The organism is Herbiconiux sp. FW305-C-125, from assembly GCF_058783455.1.
In genome coordinates this window covers 110,486-125,415 of record NZ_JBYSYO010000005.1, presented here as the reverse complement: position 1 = coordinate 125,415, position 14,930 = coordinate 110,486, and the positions used below count along the sequence as shown (strand labels likewise).

The following is a 14,930-nucleotide window of genomic DNA, read 5'->3' as shown; positions in this document are numbered from 1 at the left end:
GCCCGCAGCGCACCGCCGCGGGCGGCCGCGGCTCAGCGCGCGACGACCGCCACGAGCGGCTCCCGCCGCCGCAGACTCACCCGCACCCGCAGTTCGGCGCGGCGCGCGATCAGCACCGCGATCACCGCGGCCGCCAGCGCCGGCACCGCACCCGAGAGCACCATGCCCGCCTGGGCACCGAAGTGCTCAACCACCCAGCCCATCATCGGCCCACCCACCGACTGCCCGCCGAGCAGCACCAGCACGTACAGCGACATCACCCGCCCGCGGATCGCCGTGTTCGACGACATCTGCACCAGCGCGTTCGCGCAGGTGATGAACATCAGCCAGCCGAAGCCCACGAGCACGAGCGCCGCTCCGAACGCCCACTCGGTGGGCATCCACCCGCTCGCCGCCTGCAGCAGCCCGTAGACGCCGGCGAGCCCGACCACGGTGCGCAACCGCACCACCCGCCGCCGGGTCGACAGCAGCGCGCCGGTCAGCGCACCCACGGCCACCAGTGTGTTGAACAGCCCGTACCCGCCGGGCCCCGCGTCGAACACCTCGCTCGCGTAGGCGGCGAGGATCACGGGCATGTTCTGCGAGAACACAGCGAGCACCGCGAGGATGACGATCGTCCAGAAGATGGCCGGCTTGCCCCGAACGTAGCGGATGCCCTCGACCAACTGCCCCTTGGCCCGCGCCGCGACGGGCGACGGGAACAGCTCGCTCACGCGCAGCCGGCTCAACGCGAACACGACCAACGCGCACGCGACGGCGTTCATGCCGAACGACCAGCCGGCGCCCACCGCCACCAGCAGCGCCCCGCTCACCGCCGGCCCGATCAGGCCGCCGAGCTGGAACATCGACGAGTTGAGGCTGATCGCGTTGCGGAGGTACTGCGGCCCGACCAGCTCGTTCGTGAACACCTGCCGGGCCGGGTTGTCGACCACGGTGACGAAGCCGAGCACCACGGCCACGAGGTAGATGTGCCACACCTGCACCGTTCCGGTGAGGGTGAGGATGGCGAGCGCGAGGCTCGTGAACACCGCGGCGGTCTGCGTGATCATGAGCAGCAGGCGCTTGGGGTACCGGTCGACGATCACCCCGCCCACCAGCCCGAACACCAGCATCGGTGCGAATTGCAGGGCGACGGTGATGCCCACGGCGGTGACGCTGCCGGAGAGCTGGAGCACCAGCCAGTCCTGGGCGATGCGCTGCATCCACACCGCGGTCATGGCCACGAGGTTCGTCATGGCGAAGATGCGGTAGTTGCGCACCGAGAGGGAGACGAGGGTGTGGCGCCACGGGGGCGGTGAGCTCTGGATGGAGATGGGTTCGGTCTTGGGGTAGTCGTTCAGTGTCGCGGTCACATCGGTTCCTGATAGATAGTTCGTCTCCTACAACGGTAGGGCTGCGGCATCCATTCCGAGAGTAAATTGGAGCTATAAGTCCTATTGGCTTTTCGAATGAGTGGATGCCTCGATGTTCGACCCCGTGCTCCTGAAGACCTTCCTCGCCGTCGCCGAGACGCACAGTTTCACCCGGGCGGCGGCGCAGCTCGGGCTCAGCCAGCCGACGGTGAGCCAGCAGGTTCGGAAGCTCGAGACCGCCTCCGGGCGCCTCCTGATCGCCCGCGACACCCGCGTGGTCACGCTCACCGACAACGGCGACGCGATGGCCGGGTTCGCCCGCAGCATCCTCGCCGCGCACGCGGCCGCCGACAGCTACTTCACCGGATCGGCGATGCGCGGGCGGCTCCGCTTCGGCGCCGCCGACGACCTCGCCATCACCCAGTTGCCGCGCATCCTGCGGCACTTCCGGCAGCTCTACCCGCAGATCAACCTCGAGCTCACCGTCAACCAGAGCCTGCCGCTCTACCGCCAGTTGAAGGCAGGGCGGCTCGACCTCATCTTCATCAAACAGATCCCGGATGCGCCCGACGCCGCGATCCCGGAGATCGGCCGGGTGGTGCGGCGCGACACGATGGTGTGGATCGCGGAGGAGAAGACGATCATCGAACCCGGCGAGCCCGTGCCGATGATCGCCTACCAGGCGCCGTCGATCAGCCGGCAGGTGGCGATCGACGCGCTCGAGGCGGCCGGGCGCACCTGGCGCATCACCTGCAACACCCGCGAGGTGAACGGGGTGCTCGCGGCGGTGCGGGCGGGCATCGGGGTGGCGGCGTTCCCGCACACGCTCATCCCCGACGACCTGGTGAAGGTGAGCAACAAGTTCGACCTCCCCGACCTCGGTGAGGTCGACTTCACGCTGCTCGCGAATCCGGCGGCGCCGACCGAGCCCGTCGAGGCGCTCTCCTCCGCCATCCTGGGTCGCGCCCTCTCCCGCACGGGCGCCTGAGCGCGTGGGGCAGGGCGCGTCAGCGCTGCAGCCAGGTGAGCACCGCGAGCACGCGGCGGTGGTCGGTGCCCGAGTCGTCGAGACCGAGCTTCTGGAAGATCGAGGTCACGTTCTTCTCCACCGCGCCGACGCCGATCACGAGGCGCGCCGCGATGGCCACGTTGGTGCGCCCTTCGGCCATCAGCGCGAGCACCTCGTGCTCGCGAGGCGTCAGCGTCTCGAGCGGATCGTGCCGCCGCCCGAGCAGCTGCCCCACGACTTCGGGATCGAGCACGGTTCCGCCCGCGGCGATGCGGCGCACCGCGTCGTCCAGCTCGTCGAGCGACGCCACCCGGTCCTTCAGCAGGTACCCGATGCCGCCGGCGCCGGCGGCGAGCAGCTCCTGGGCGTAGGTGACCTCGACATATTGCGAGAGCAGCAGGATGCCCATCCCGGGCCGTAGCTCGCGCGCCCGGATCGCCGCGCGCACACCCTCGTCACGGAACGTGGGCGGCATCCGCACGTCGAGCACGGCGAGGTCGGGCGTCGTGTCGGCGAGCGCCGCGAGCAGCGCGTCGCCGTCGCCGTACGCGCCGACCACCTCGACCCCGGTCTCGGCGAGCACCCGCACGAGTCCTTCGCGCAGCAGCACCGAGTCGTCGGCGACCACGACGCGCAGCCCGGGCGACGACGTCTGGGGCGAGCTCATCCGCTCAGCCTAGACGGACGGGCGATCCGGCGTCTCCGCAGCCGCGCCCGTCCGCTCGCCCGGCGCCTCCCGCAGTTGCGACACGATCCCGAGCGCCCCCGCCCGCGCCGCCGACAGGATCTCCTCGTCGCCGAACTCCGCCCCCGCCGACGCGGCCACGGCGGCGTTGATGCTGAGCAGGGCCATCCGCACGAGCAGCACCCGCTCCGGATCGGGCGCCGGCTCGACGTCTCCCTGGCCGGCCCGTTCGGCCAAGAGCTCCGCCACCCCGGTGAGTGCATCACGGATGGGCCCACCGGCGTCGCGCGAGATCGCGCGCATCAGTCCGGGATTGGCCGTCACGAAGCGGATGCCGCGCAGCTTCTCGCCCGTGTGGGAGTCCACCCAGCGCAGCACCGCCTGTTCGAGCAGGTCAGTGCTGGGAGGCTGGGCGCGCACCCAGTCGAGCAGCTCCGCGGCCTCGTCACCCCGCGACCCCAATACGGAGGCGACGATCTCCTCCTTGCTGCGAAAGTGGTAGTACAGCGACGCCTTGGTGATGCCCACCCGCTCGGCGATCTCGCGGAGCGACGTCGCGTCGTAGCCGCGCGAACTGAACAGGTCGAGCGCGACCTGCTGGATCTCGGCGCGGGTCTGCGGCCCCGATCGCTTCGTGTCTGCATTCATGTCATCAGCCTACCGGTCGGCAGGTAGGCTATCCACATGAACGCCGTCATCGTCATCGAACTCGTCGCACTCGTCTTCGCGGGACTGCTGGCCGGAGAGGAGTTCGTCGTGCGCTACGGCGTCCAGCCCGCGCTCTCCGCCCTGCCCGACCTGCCCCATGTGCTCGCGCGCCAAGCGCTCGTGCGCCGGCTGCGCATCCTGGTGCCGGCCCTCATGGCGCCCACCGTCGTGCTCGCCGTCGCCGCCCTCGTGGCGGGCGGTGCCGGCCCGGGCGCCGCGGTGCGCTGGGCCGCACTCGCCGCGCTGGTGGCCTTCCTCGGCTTCTCGTTCCTCGGAACGGTGCCGATCAACATCCGGGTGAACGATTGGACCCCGGATGCGCCACCCGCCGACTGGAAAGACGTCGTGCGTCGCTGGGAACGCATCGACGTCTTCCGGTCGACGGCCGCGGTGCTCGCCTTCGCCCTGGCGCTCGTGGCCTTCGCCCTCGATCACGCGTGACGGGACGAGGCCTCAGGCGGGTGCCTGCGTGAACGGGAGGTGCGCCGCGATCACGGTCGGACCGCCCGCCGGACTCGTCACCTCGAGCACTCCCCCGACGCCCCGCACCCGCTGAGCCAGGCCCTCCAGCCCGTGGCCCTCGCGAGCCGTCGCGCCCCCGTGCCCGTCGTCGGTCACGGTCAGGTCGAGCCAGGAGGGATCGCCGCCGGCAGCCGGGCCCCGCACTCCGACGCGCACCTCCACCGCCCGCGCCCCCGCGTGCTTCGCCACGTTCGCGAGCGCCTCGCTCGCCACGAAGTAGGCGTTGCGCTCGATCTCCTCCGGAGCACGCAGTCCCTCCGGCATCGTGCTCAGCACCCGCGTGGGCACCGCGCTGCGCACCGCCGCCGACTCGAGGGCGGCGACGAGTCCCCGATCGAGCAGAATCGGCGGCGCGAAGCCACGCGAGAGTGCCCGCAGCTCGTCGAGAGCCTCCCGTGACTGGGTCATCGCTTCGTCGATCAGCCGCCGCGCCTGGTCCGGATCGCCGTCGAGCTGGCGTCCGGCGGCGGCGAGATCCATCTGCAGACGCACGAGGCGCTGCTGCGGACCGTCGTGGATGTCGCGCTCGAGCCGGCGCAACGAATGCCCTTCGGCGGCCACCGCGTCACCGCGCGAAGCGGAGAGTTCGAGCACCTCGCGACGCAGCGCATCCGACCGGAACGGGCCGAGCAGCCCGCGCGCGATCGCCTGATGGATCGACACCAGCCCGTGCGTCACGAACGGCAGCGTGGCGAGGGCGATCACACCCGCCACGAACAGCACGATGTTGTCGCCCAGCCGCTGACCCACCGCGGAGGCGGTGTCGGCGCCCGGCACGAAGAAGTCCGCGATGACGCTGAACAAGCTCCACTCGCGATCCCCTTCCGGGATCCAGCGGCTGTAGAACCAGTAGGTCAGCCCGCCGAGGGCGGTCGCGGCCCAGACGATCGTGATGGTCCAGGTCGCCACCCCCACCACGAAGTTGATCATCCCGTGCAGCAGCGCGAGCCAGTAGTGCCCGTTGCGGAACACCCCGAACAGGCGCGCGAACCAGCCCCCGCCGGCGGCCACGCGCCACTCGGGCGACGCGATAGCGGGAAACCCCGCTGCCGCCAGCCGCCGCACCTCGAGGGCGCCGAACGCCCGGGCCACCCACATCGTCGCCACGAGCAGGAAGAACCCGACCATGATGATCAGGGTGCTGACGCCGGTGCTGAACAGCGTGACGAGCGTCACGAACCCGGCGATCACGATCGGCAGCGTCGGCAGGAGGAATCCGAGTTCGCGGGGCACACCCCGCCACAGGCGGCCGTACAGGGTGCCGCGGGGGCGGTCGGGTGGGGCCACGATCTCATCGCTCTCGGTCATGGTCATGGTCATGGCGTTTCCCTTCGATCATCCCAGCACCTCGACCGGTTCTGGCTGATCTCCAGCCTCGCGAAGCCGCCGCGCCCAGCCCATCCGGCCCCCTCACGAACCGGCACGGGGGTTATCCCCCCTCCTCTCTCCTCGGAGCTGCTCCTGGGCCCCCTCGGCTCGGCCGCGCCTCAGCGGTGGCGGCGGATGTCGGGCAGCAGCGCCCCCCAGGAGCGGCCGCGCAACGCGCTCACCCACACGCCCGCGCCGTAGGCGAGGTCGTCGAGGCGACGCGCGAGCCCGAACCGCAGCGGATCGAGCCGCACCCGGGTGCGCCGGTGCTCGATCGCGACGTCGACCAGGTGCGCCACCAGCACGGCGCGCCGGAGCCGACGCGAGAACAGGCATCCGATCGCCACCGCCGGCCACCAGTGCCGCAGCAGCAGGGCCATCGCCTGCACGAGCGAGGCCAGCAGCCCGTTCGCGGTGAGCCCGGCGGCGACGCGCACCGGATGCTCGCTCTTGCCGAGCTTCCCCGCCAGCCGCCAGACCGTGACCGCGCTGATCGCGAGCGCGACCGGCACCGACCACTTCCGCTGCGCGAGCAATGCGGCCACGACCGCGGCGCTCCACGGGGCGAGCACGGCCGGCGCGATGTCGTGCGGGTGCCGCTCGGCGAGCGGATGCGCACCGGTGCCGTAGAACGCCTTGCGCGCCAGCCACGCCCGCACGGTCGTGCGGTGCTCGTGCCAGACCGTCGCTGCGGGTTCGTAGCGCACCCGCAGCCCCGCGTCGGCGAGGCGCCAGACGAGGTCGACGTCCTCGCCCACCCGCATGTCGGCGCTGAACCCGTCGCCGAGCGCGTCGACCCGCGCCACCAGGAAGGTGCTCGACACCCACGAGACCGGGGCGCGCTGCCGCACGATCGCGGGCTGCTCGCCGAGGTCGAGCGAGGAGCGGGCGTCTTCGTAGCGGCCGATCCAGTTGAGCCCCCGCTCCCCCGGCAGCCCGAGCACGCGCGGTGCGACGAGCGCCACACGAGGGTCGGCGAAGTGCGTGAGCAGCGTCTCGACGGCCTCCGGATGCGCCACCACGTCCAAATCGGCGAACGCGACGTACGGGGTGGTCACCACCCGCAGCCCCGCGTTGCGGGCGGCGGCGGGCCCGACGTTCTCGGCCAGGGCGATCACCTCCGCACCGAACCGCGCCGCGACCCGAGCGGTGGCCGCCGCGTCGACCGACGCGTCGTCGACCACCACGATGCGTGGCCCGCCCGCTCCACCCCGACCGGGGTCCGACTCGTTGGCGCCGCCGGTGACGCGCGACGCCGAGCGCGATGCACCGCCGCCGGGTACTTCGACGACCGGCGCACCGCCGGTGAGCGCGGTCAGCAGGCGCGCCAGCGCCGCGGGGCGGTCGCGCACCGGAATGACGTAGGTGACGTCGGCGAGGTCGCCGGGCGGCAGCGACGACTCGACAGGGTCGACGATGCCCGCTTCGAGCAGGCGGTCGGCCAGGGTCGCGGTCGGGCGGTCGCGGATGCGCAGCTCGCGCCCCTCGAACATCCGTGCCGCCGCGGCCGAGAGGTACAGCACGCGCGTCGGTGCGCCGCCGATGAGCGCGCGGCCGCCGTCTTTCACCCGAACGCGGCGGTTGAGGCGCACGACGCTCCCGACCGGCAAGCCGGCGGCGCCCGGTACCGGCGCGGTCACCGCAGCATCCCGCGCGCGTCGGGGTTCTCGGCGCTGATGCGGCGGAAGCCGTTGGTCGCCATCAGGTCGAGCAGCGCCCGGCCCTCCTCGGCGGTCGCACCGGTCGGGTCGCCGAGGATGCCCGAGGGCGACACCGCCGCCACCCCACCCGTGGTCATGAGCGGCAGCAACTCGGTCACCGGTCGCGTGTTGCCCGCCTCGGGCAGCGGCAGGGTGACCGTCGCCGGCGCGATGTGCAACAGCAACGACGTCTCGACCCGGCCCGCGTGCGCATCAGCCGCGAATGCGGCGGCACCGCGGCCGGCGCCCGAGAGCGGCAGCGGCTGCGGCTGCGCCGGCGGCAGCGAACACGAGAGCCACGTGACGCCGTGCCCCTCCGAGCGGAGTTGCGGCACCGCGGCCGCGAGGGTCGGCACGTTGCCGCCGTGACCGTTCACGAGCACGATCCGCTCCGCCCAGGTCGACAGCGATCGCACCAGCTCGATCAGCACCGCCCGCAACGCGGCGTGCCCCATCGAGGTCGTGCCCGCGAACGACTGGTGCTCGCCGCTCGCGCCGTACGCCAGCGCCGGCGCGACGATCGCGGTGGTACCGGCCCCACGCATCCGCTCGGCGACGAGGGAGGTGACCGCCACGGCGATCCGGGTGTCGGTGTCGAACGGCAGGTGCGGTCCGTGCTGCTCGGTCGACCCGACCGGCAGCAGCACCGTCGCACCCGATGGCACCGCCGGCCAGCTCAGCGAATCGAGTCGGGACACGGTCTCCACGTTATCCGCATCCTCCCCCGCCCCGGCGGACACACCCCCTACTTCTGCTCGGCCTCGGCCTTCGCGAGCGGCTTGGCGGTGCGGGTGCGCGGCGTTGTCGTGGTCGCCTTGCGCGCGGGCGGAGTGGCCGACGCGGTCGCCGCGGCCGCTTCCGTCCCGGCTGCACCGCCGGCTCCGCCCGCCGGCGCGCCAGATGCCGCCGGGTCGCTCTCGCCCCCAGCGCCGAGCGTGCGGGTGAACCCGGCCGGGATGACCAGGTCGTCCGGCCCCAGCTCGTGCACCGACGAGTGGCCGGTGCCGAGCACGGCCGAGTCGAGCCCGCCGCGCAGGATGTCGAGCACGTTCTCCACCCCGGCCTGGCCGTTGGCGGCCAGCCCCCACAGGTACGCGCGCCCGATCATCACGGCCTTCGCCCCCAGCGCCACGGCCTTCGCCACGTCGCCACCGCGGCGCACGCCGCCGTCGAGCACGACCTCGATCTGGTCACCGACCGCGGAGACCACCGACGGCAGCATCCGGATGGTCGCCGGCGTCGTGTCGAGGTTGTTGCCGCCGTGGTTCGACACCGAGATGGCGGTGACCCCGGCATCCACCGCCCGTCGTGCATCGTCGACCCTGGTGACGCCCTTCAGCATGAACGGCCCGCCCCACTCCTCGCGGAGCCACGCCAGGTCTTCCCAGGTGGGCGGGGGTGTCTGCATCCACTCGTAGTAGGCGCCGAAGAAGGTCGGCGCGGCTCCGCCGGGCGGCTGCAGGTTCGGGGCGGTCAGGTCGGGCAGCTCGCGCCGCCGCAGGTACGCCAGCAGCCACTTCGGATGCGGGAGCACGTTCGGCGCGAACGTCACCATGGTCTTGAGGTCGAGCTTCTCCGGGATCGACGGCGAGCCCCAGTCGCGCCCGTTCGAGAACGACCAGTCGAGGGTGGCGATGAGGCCGCGGGCGCCCGCGCGCCGGGCACGGTCCATCCGCTGGATCATCGCATCCCGCGTGCCCGTCCAGTACATCTGGTAGAGCGTGTTCGGGTTCGCGGCCGTCACCTCCTCGACCGGCTTCGAGGCGAACGACGACAGCCCCATCGAGATGCCCCGGTTCGCTGCGGCGCGCGCGACCGCCACCTCGCCGTCCGGATGCACGGCCTGCACCCCGGTCGGCGAGATCATGACGGGGAACGACAGATCGAGGCCCATCACCGATGTCGCGAGGTCACGCGTCGGCTTGTGCCCCGCGACATGCGGCGCGAAGCCGAGCTCGGAGAACGCACCGATGTTGTCCTCGATGGTCAGGCCGCGCTCCGACCCTGCCACCAGGGCTCCGTACACCGACGAGGGCAGCCGCTTCTTCGCGCGACGCTGCGCCTCGGCGACCGTTTCGAACCAGGGGTTCATGATCTCACTCTCCTCGTGATCACCGTTACAGACACCATATGACACCGAGTGCCAAAACAAAACGCCTCATCGCCGGAACAACTCCCCGAGCGCCGGCGCGATGTCGTGGAAGGTGCGGATGGCCCGGAACCCGCCGCGACCGATCCGGGCCAGTTCCCGGCCGAGCTCCACATCCTTCTCCCCGCTCGTGTCGAGCAGCACGTCGAGCCGCGGCAGCCGCGCGGCGAACGGTCTCGGATCGGGCCCGGCGTTGTGCACGCAGTCGGAGAGCAGGATGACCCGGGCGTTGCGCTCCGGCACGCCGGCGAGCTGCGCCGCGGCCAGTTGCAACGGGAAGGCGATGTTCGTGAGGCCCCGCGCCGGGATGCGCAGCATCTCGTCGAGCAACTCCATCGGCCGCACCGGGTCGCCGAGCCGCTGCAGCACCGCCGCGTCCGACCAGAACGCCACCACCGCGAGCGCGTCCTGCCCGCCGGCGCCGAGCTCGGCGGCGAGCGCCCCCACCGTCGCCGCGGCCGTGCGCACCCGCTCCCCCTTCATCGAGCCCGACACGTCGACCGCCAGCACCACCGAGCGCCGCGCCCGCACCCGCTCCCGCACGATGATGTCCTCGTCGTCCGGCACCGGATGCTCGGCGAGCATCTGCAGGGTCTGGTCGAGGTCGATGTCGTCGCTGCCGCCGCGGTACGGCACGCTCGCGAAGTGTCCGGCGCCGCGGTCGCGCGCCGTGTCGACCCGGGGCTTCGGCACCGAGAGCCGGGCCGCGATCTGCGCGGCTCGCGCCCGCACGACCGGGTCGAGCACCGCATCCTCGTCCTCGAGCGGGATGAGTGCCGCCGGGTCGTCGGTGAAGCCTGCCCCCGAACCGGTCGGCCGGCGGGCCGCCGCGCCGCCGCCGCGGCCGGGCTGCGGGCGGAGCACCAGTCCCGATCCCGAACCCGCCACGTCGAACACCGTGGGGTCGGCATCGAGCTGCTTGGGTTTGCGGCGCAGCGGTTTCGCGCCGCGCGGCGGCTCCGTGCTCCGCCGCGACACCGGGCTGTCGGCCTCGACCGCTCTTCACCCCGGCTCGGCACGCGCGGGTTCGAGAATGAAGTGGTCCTCCCAGATCTCCCGCAGCACCCGCTCGGGCGTGGTCTCGGCCGCTTCGTCGATACGGATGCGCCCCGACAGCGCCACGAGCATCGCGTCGAACAGGGTGGCCTGGTAGGCGTCGTCATCGACCGAGACCACCCCCGCGACATCCACACCCCGGAGGGCGAACAGCTCGTGGGCGACCAGCGCGCAGTCGATCGCGCCGCGCACGCTCGAGCCCTGGCGCACATCCGGATGCACGCGGGTGGCCCGGGTCACCGCCACCGCGTCGGGGATGATGCGCTCGGCGAGCGGCCCGATGAGCCCTGTGCGCAGCGCGACGATCCCCTCCTCCGACGCCGCGTCCTGGTACGCGACGACGATCCGGTTGAGCCGGTCGCTCACCGAGGTCGACAGGCGCGTGGTGCCGACGTTGTCGTACGGGTTCATCGACGCGATCACCCGGAAGGTCGGTTGCGCCTCGATGAGACCCACCCGCGGCACCTCCACCGCGCGGTCGGCCATGGCCGTGAGCAGGGTGTTGAGGGTGTCCTCGGGCGCGCGGTTGAACTCTTCGATGTAGAGGAAGCCGCCCTGCCGCATCGCCTCGACGAGCGGGCCGGCCACGAAGTTGTCGGCGCTGTAGTCCTCGCGCAGCACCCGCGCGGGGTTGTGGTGCCCCACCAGCTTGGCCGGAGTCAGATCGGCGTTGCCCTCCACGAACAGCAGCGGAATGCCCCACTCCTCGGTGATCGCCTTCAGCATCGTGGTCTTCGAGGTGCCGGGCGGCCCTTCGAGCACGAGGTCGCGCCCGGCGGCCACGGCCGCGAGCGCGAGCTCCAGCTCACGTTCGCGGCCCACCAGGTGCGCGGCGATGCGCCGCCGGGTCTCGGCGACATCCGTCTCACCCATTCCGCCCCCTCACTCGCCCGCGCTCGTCATTCGGTCGCTCGTCACTTGATCGTGTACCCGGCGTCGATCTTCAGCTCCGTTCCCGTGACGTACCGCGCCTCATCCGAGGCGAGATAGAGCACGGCGTTCGAGATGTCGATCGGCTCGACCCACGGGATGGGCAGCGCGTTGGTGGTGGCGAAGATCTCGGCCGCCGCCTCCTGGGTCGGGTGCTCCACGTCGGGCATGAACAGCTTGAACGTGGCCTCGTTGAGGATCATGTCGGTCGCCACCCCGGTCGGGTGCACGGTGTTCACCCGGATGCGGTGCGGCGCCAGCTCGAGCGCGAGCGTGCGCATGATGCCCACCACCGCGTGCTTCGACGCGGTGTACGCGACCACGTTCGGCGTGCCCTTGAGCCCGGCCGTGGAGGAGGTGAGGATGATCGACCCGCCCGTGCCCTGCTCGATCAGGTGCGGGATGACCGCCTTGGCCGTGTGCCACACGCCCTTCGCGTTGATGTCGTTGACCATCTCCCATTCCGCGTCCTCGACGAGTTGCGATTGCTCGCCGAACGCGAAGATGCCCGCGTTCGCCGACACGATGTCGACGTGCCCGAGTTCGGCGACGCCCTCGTCGAGCGCGGCCTTCAGCGCGTCGTAGTCGCGAACGTCGGCCTTGCGGGCCACGATGCGGCGGTCGAGCGCCTCGACCTGGCGCACCGTCTCGGCGAGATCCTCCTCGGTGGCGCCGGCGTAGTAGCGCTCCATGCCCGGGATCGACTCCGCGATGTCGATCGCGATGATGTCGGCACCCTCCTGCGCCAGCCGGAGGGCGTGCGAGCGCCCCTGGCCGCGGGCCGCGCCCGTGATGAACGCGACCTTCCCCTCCACGCGCCCGGTCATTTGACCGCCGCCCCCGCGTCCACCGGCAGGGTGACGCCCGTGACGTAGCGCGACTCGTCCGAGGCCAGCCAGAGCAGGGCGTTCGAGATGTCGACCGCTTCGACCCAGGGCACCGGCAAGGCGTTCATGAAGGTCGCGGCGTCGGCGAAGTCCTGCTTCGTCGGGTTCTCGAGGTCAGGCCGGAACAACCGGTAGATGGCGTCGTTCTGCACCATCGGCGTGTCGACCGTGGTCGGATGCAGGCTGTTCACCCGGATGAAGTCCGGCGCCAGTTCGAGCGCGAGCGTTCGCATGAGGCCCACGACGCCGTGCTTGGCGGAGACGTAGTGCGAGATGTTCTCGTAGGGGAACAGACCCGCGTCCGAGCTGGTGAGGATGATCGACCCGCCGCGTCCACCGGCCCGGAGGTGCGGGATGGCGGCCTTGGCCGTGCGCCACACCCCGCCCAGGTTGATGTCGATCATGTTCTTCCATTCCGCATCCGGAATGTCCTGCGACTTGTTCGGCGACCCCGAGATGCCGGCGTTGGCCGAGACGATGTCGAGGCGGCCGAGTTCGGCGACCCCCGCATCCAGCGCCCCCTTCAGTTGCTCGAAGTCACGCACGTCGGCCTTCGAGGCGACGATGCGCCGGTCGAGCGCTTCGACCTGGCGCACGGTCTCGGCGAGATCCTCCTCCGTCGCCGGATCGTAAGGGTTCTCCGGGATCGCCTCGCAGATGTCGATCGCGATGATGTCGGCGCCCTCCTGCGCCAGCCGGATGGCGTGCGAGCGCCCCTGACCACGCGCCGCGCCCGTGATGAACGCGACCTTTCCTTCTACCCGCCCCATTGCGAGCTCCTTTCTCGAGTTGCCGCTGGGAATCCTGCTACTTGATGAGAGATCCGGCGTCGATCGGCAGCGTGACCCCGGTCACGTACCGCGACTCGTCGGACGCCAGCCAGAGCACGGCGTTGGAGATGTCGACCGGTTCGACCCACTTGATCGGCAGCGCATTGAGCGTCTGGAACCGCTCACCGACCACGTCACGTGTGCGCTCCTCGACCGGCAGGTCGCCGGCGAACAGGGCGTAGGTCGCGTCGTTCTGGATCATGTCCGTGTCGACACTGGTCGGATGCACCGAGTTCACCCGGATGAAATCCGGTGCCAACTCGAGCGCGAGCGTTCGCATCAGCCCGACCACGCCGTGCTTGGCGGCGACGTAGTGCCCGATGTTCGGGATGGCCATGAGCCCCGCCGTCGACGAGGTGAGGATGATCGAGCCCCCGTTGCCGCCCGCCTTGAGGTGCGGGATCGCCGCCTTCACCGCGTGCCAGACCCCGGTGAGGTTGGTGTCGAGCATGTCGCTCCACTGCTCCTCGGTGAGCTCCTCCATGCTGCCGAAACTGAAGATGCCCGCATTGGCGGCCACGATGTCGAGGCGGCCGAGTTGGGCAATGCCCTCGTCGAGCGCCGCCTTCGTCGCGTCATAGTCCCGAACATCCGCTTTGGTCGCCACGATGCGCCGGTCGAGCGCCTCGATCTGGCGCACCGTCTCGGCCATGTCGTCGGGGGTCGACATCGGGTACGGCACCGTGCCGATCTGGTCCTCGATGTCCACCGCGATGATGTCGGCACCCTCTTGCGCCAGCCGCAGCGCGTGACTGCGGCCCTGGCCGCGGGCCGCGCCCGTGACGAACGCGACCTTTCCTTCTACCCGCCCCATTGCGAGCTCCCTTCTCTTCTCTTCGTACTCTTCGTTCTTTTTGTTTCCGGTTTTCGTTCGGGGTTTCCGGTGCCCGCTCAGAACTGGGTGTTGCCCGCGTCGACGGTGAGTTCGAGGCTCGTGACGTAGCGCGACTCGTCGGAGGCGAGCCAGAGCACGGCGTTCGACTGGTCGACGGGTTCGGTGATCTCGATCGGCAGCAGATTCGCGAGCATCCCGCCGAGCTTCGGATGCGCCTCCAGCAGCGGCCCGAACGCGCCACCACCGAGGGTGCCCATCGGGGTGTTGACCCCGGTGGGATGGATGGTGTTGACGCGCACGTTGTATTCGGCGAGCTCGGTGGCGTAGGCGCGCATGAGCCCGACCACACCGTGCTTCGAGGCGACGTAGGCCGAGAGGAACGGCAGGCCCTTGATGCCCGCCGCCGAGCTGGTCATGATGATCGACCCGCCGCCGTTGTCGATGAGGTGCTGCGTCGTGGTCTGGAGGGTGTTCCAGGTTCCGGTGAGGTTGGTGCCGATGGTCTGCTCCCAGACGTCCTCCGAAGTGCCCTGCCAGTCGGCGATCACGCAGATGCCGGCGTTCGCCACCACGATGTCGAGCTTGCCGAGCTGGCCGACGCCCTCGTCGACGGCCGCTTTCAGCGCGGCGCGGTCACGGATGTCGACCTTCGTCGCGATGATCCGCCGGTCGAGCGCCTCGACCTGACGCACGGTCTCGGCGAGGTCCTCCTCGGTGGCCGAGGGGTAGTCGATGTTCGGGATGTGGTCGGCCAGGTCGACCGCGATGATGTCCGCGCCCTCTTGCGCGAGGCGGATCGCGTGCGAGCGCCCCTGTCCACGAGCGGCTCCGGTGATGAAGGCGACCTTGCCCTCGACTCGACCCATTGCATGTTCCTTTCTCTTCACGCGGGTCGTGAA

Annotated in this window: 15 protein-coding genes; 2 read left to right on the top strand and 13 right to left on the bottom strand. The window is 71.1% G+C overall.

What is annotated here, in order from left to right:
* Positions 1 to 32: 32 nt before the first annotated feature.
* Positions 33 to 1,352 (bottom strand): MFS transporter, encoded by a 1,320-nt coding sequence (locus tag AC3WLB_RS14135; protein WP_492506995.1) that lies wholly within the window; start codon positions 1,350 to 1,352, stop codon positions 33 to 35.
* A gap of 112 nt (positions 1,353 to 1,464) precedes the next feature.
* Between AC3WLB_RS14135 and AC3WLB_RS14130 the strand changes: the two genes are divergently transcribed.
* A complete protein-coding gene (locus AC3WLB_RS14130; RefSeq protein WP_031283483.1) occupies positions 1,465 to 2,340 on the top strand; it encodes a LysR substrate-binding domain-containing protein in 876 nt (291 codons plus the stop codon).
* Positions 2,341 to 2,359: 19 nt separating this feature from the next.
* Here the strand turns inward: AC3WLB_RS14130 and AC3WLB_RS14125 are convergent, their stop codons facing one another.
* Together AC3WLB_RS14125 and AC3WLB_RS14120 are read right to left on the bottom strand one after the other, a co-directional pair.
* Positions 2,360 to 3,028, bottom strand: coding sequence for a response regulator transcription factor (locus AC3WLB_RS14125; RefSeq protein ID WP_492506993.1), 669 nt, complete (start codon positions 3,026 to 3,028; stop codon positions 2,360 to 2,362).
* A 9-nt stretch (positions 3,029 to 3,037) separates the two neighbouring features.
* A complete protein-coding gene (locus AC3WLB_RS14120) occupies positions 3,038 to 3,694 on the bottom strand; it encodes a TetR/AcrR family transcriptional regulator (RefSeq protein ID WP_492506991.1) in 657 nt (218 codons plus the stop codon).
* 36 nt (positions 3,695 to 3,730) lie between these two features.
* Between AC3WLB_RS14120 and AC3WLB_RS14115 the strand changes: the two genes are divergently transcribed.
* Positions 3,731 to 4,195, top strand: coding sequence for an anthrone oxygenase family protein (locus tag AC3WLB_RS14115; RefSeq protein ID WP_492506989.1), 465 nt, complete (start codon positions 3,731 to 3,733; stop codon positions 4,193 to 4,195).
* A 12-nt stretch (positions 4,196 to 4,207) separates the two neighbouring features.
* On the opposite strand, the gene AC3WLB_RS14110 is transcribed toward AC3WLB_RS14115, so the two are convergent.
* The 10 genes from AC3WLB_RS14110 to AC3WLB_RS14065 all read right to left on the bottom strand — a co-directional run bounded on the left by AC3WLB_RS14110 (position 4,208) and on the right by AC3WLB_RS14065 (position 14,897).
* Positions 4,208 to 5,596 carry a sensor histidine kinase gene (locus AC3WLB_RS14110; RefSeq protein WP_492506987.1) on the bottom strand — a complete coding sequence of 463 codons (1,389 nt, stop codon included), beginning with the start codon at positions 5,594 to 5,596 and terminating at the stop codon, positions 4,208 to 4,210.
* A gap of 167 nt (positions 5,597 to 5,763) precedes the next feature.
* Entirely contained in the window at positions 5,764 to 7,284 is a 1,521-nt protein-coding gene (mftF, locus tag AC3WLB_RS14105; RefSeq protein ID WP_492506985.1) for a mycofactocin biosynthesis glycosyltransferase MftF, read from the bottom strand.
* Positions 7,281 to 8,042 (bottom strand): mycofactocin biosynthesis peptidyl-dipeptidase MftE, encoded by a 762-nt coding sequence (gene mftE, locus AC3WLB_RS14100; protein ID WP_492506983.1) that lies wholly within the window; start codon positions 8,040 to 8,042, stop codon positions 7,281 to 7,283. Before mftE ends, mftF begins: the two co-directional genes overlap by 4 nt.
* A 47-nt stretch (positions 8,043 to 8,089) precedes the next feature.
* Positions 8,090 to 9,436, bottom strand: a complete 1,347-nt coding sequence (mftD, locus tag AC3WLB_RS14095) for a pre-mycofactocin synthase MftD (RefSeq protein WP_492506981.1) — start codon at positions 9,434 to 9,436, stop codon at positions 8,090 to 8,092.
* 66 nt (positions 9,437 to 9,502) lie between these two features.
* Positions 9,503 to 10,471 (bottom strand): vWA domain-containing protein, encoded by a 969-nt coding sequence (locus tag AC3WLB_RS14090; RefSeq protein ID WP_492506979.1) that lies wholly within the window; start codon positions 10,469 to 10,471, stop codon positions 9,503 to 9,505.
* A gap of 24 nt (positions 10,472 to 10,495) precedes the next feature.
* Positions 10,496 to 11,422 carry an AAA family ATPase gene (locus AC3WLB_RS14085; protein WP_492506977.1) on the bottom strand — a complete coding sequence of 309 codons (927 nt, stop codon included), beginning with the start codon at positions 11,420 to 11,422 and terminating at the stop codon, positions 10,496 to 10,498.
* Between the two features lie 41 nt (positions 11,423 to 11,463).
* On the bottom strand, positions 11,464 to 12,306 hold the full coding sequence (locus tag AC3WLB_RS14080; protein ID WP_492506975.1) for a mycofactocin-coupled SDR family oxidoreductase: 843 nt from the start codon (positions 12,304 to 12,306) through the stop codon (positions 11,464 to 11,466).
* Positions 12,303 to 13,136, bottom strand: a complete 834-nt coding sequence (locus AC3WLB_RS14075; RefSeq protein ID WP_022898613.1) for a mycofactocin-coupled SDR family oxidoreductase — start codon at positions 13,134 to 13,136, stop codon at positions 12,303 to 12,305. The genes AC3WLB_RS14080 and AC3WLB_RS14075 overlap by 4 nt, the downstream gene beginning before the upstream one ends.
* A gap of 37 nt (positions 13,137 to 13,173) precedes the next feature.
* Entirely contained in the window at positions 13,174 to 14,010 is an 837-nt protein-coding gene (locus tag AC3WLB_RS14070; protein WP_492506973.1) for a mycofactocin-coupled SDR family oxidoreductase, read from the bottom strand.
* 77 nt (positions 14,011 to 14,087) lie between these two features.
* On the bottom strand, positions 14,088 to 14,897 hold the full coding sequence (locus tag AC3WLB_RS14065; protein WP_022898615.1) for a mycofactocin-coupled SDR family oxidoreductase: 810 nt from the start codon (positions 14,895 to 14,897) through the stop codon (positions 14,088 to 14,090).
* Positions 14,898 to 14,930 lie beyond the last annotated feature (33 nt).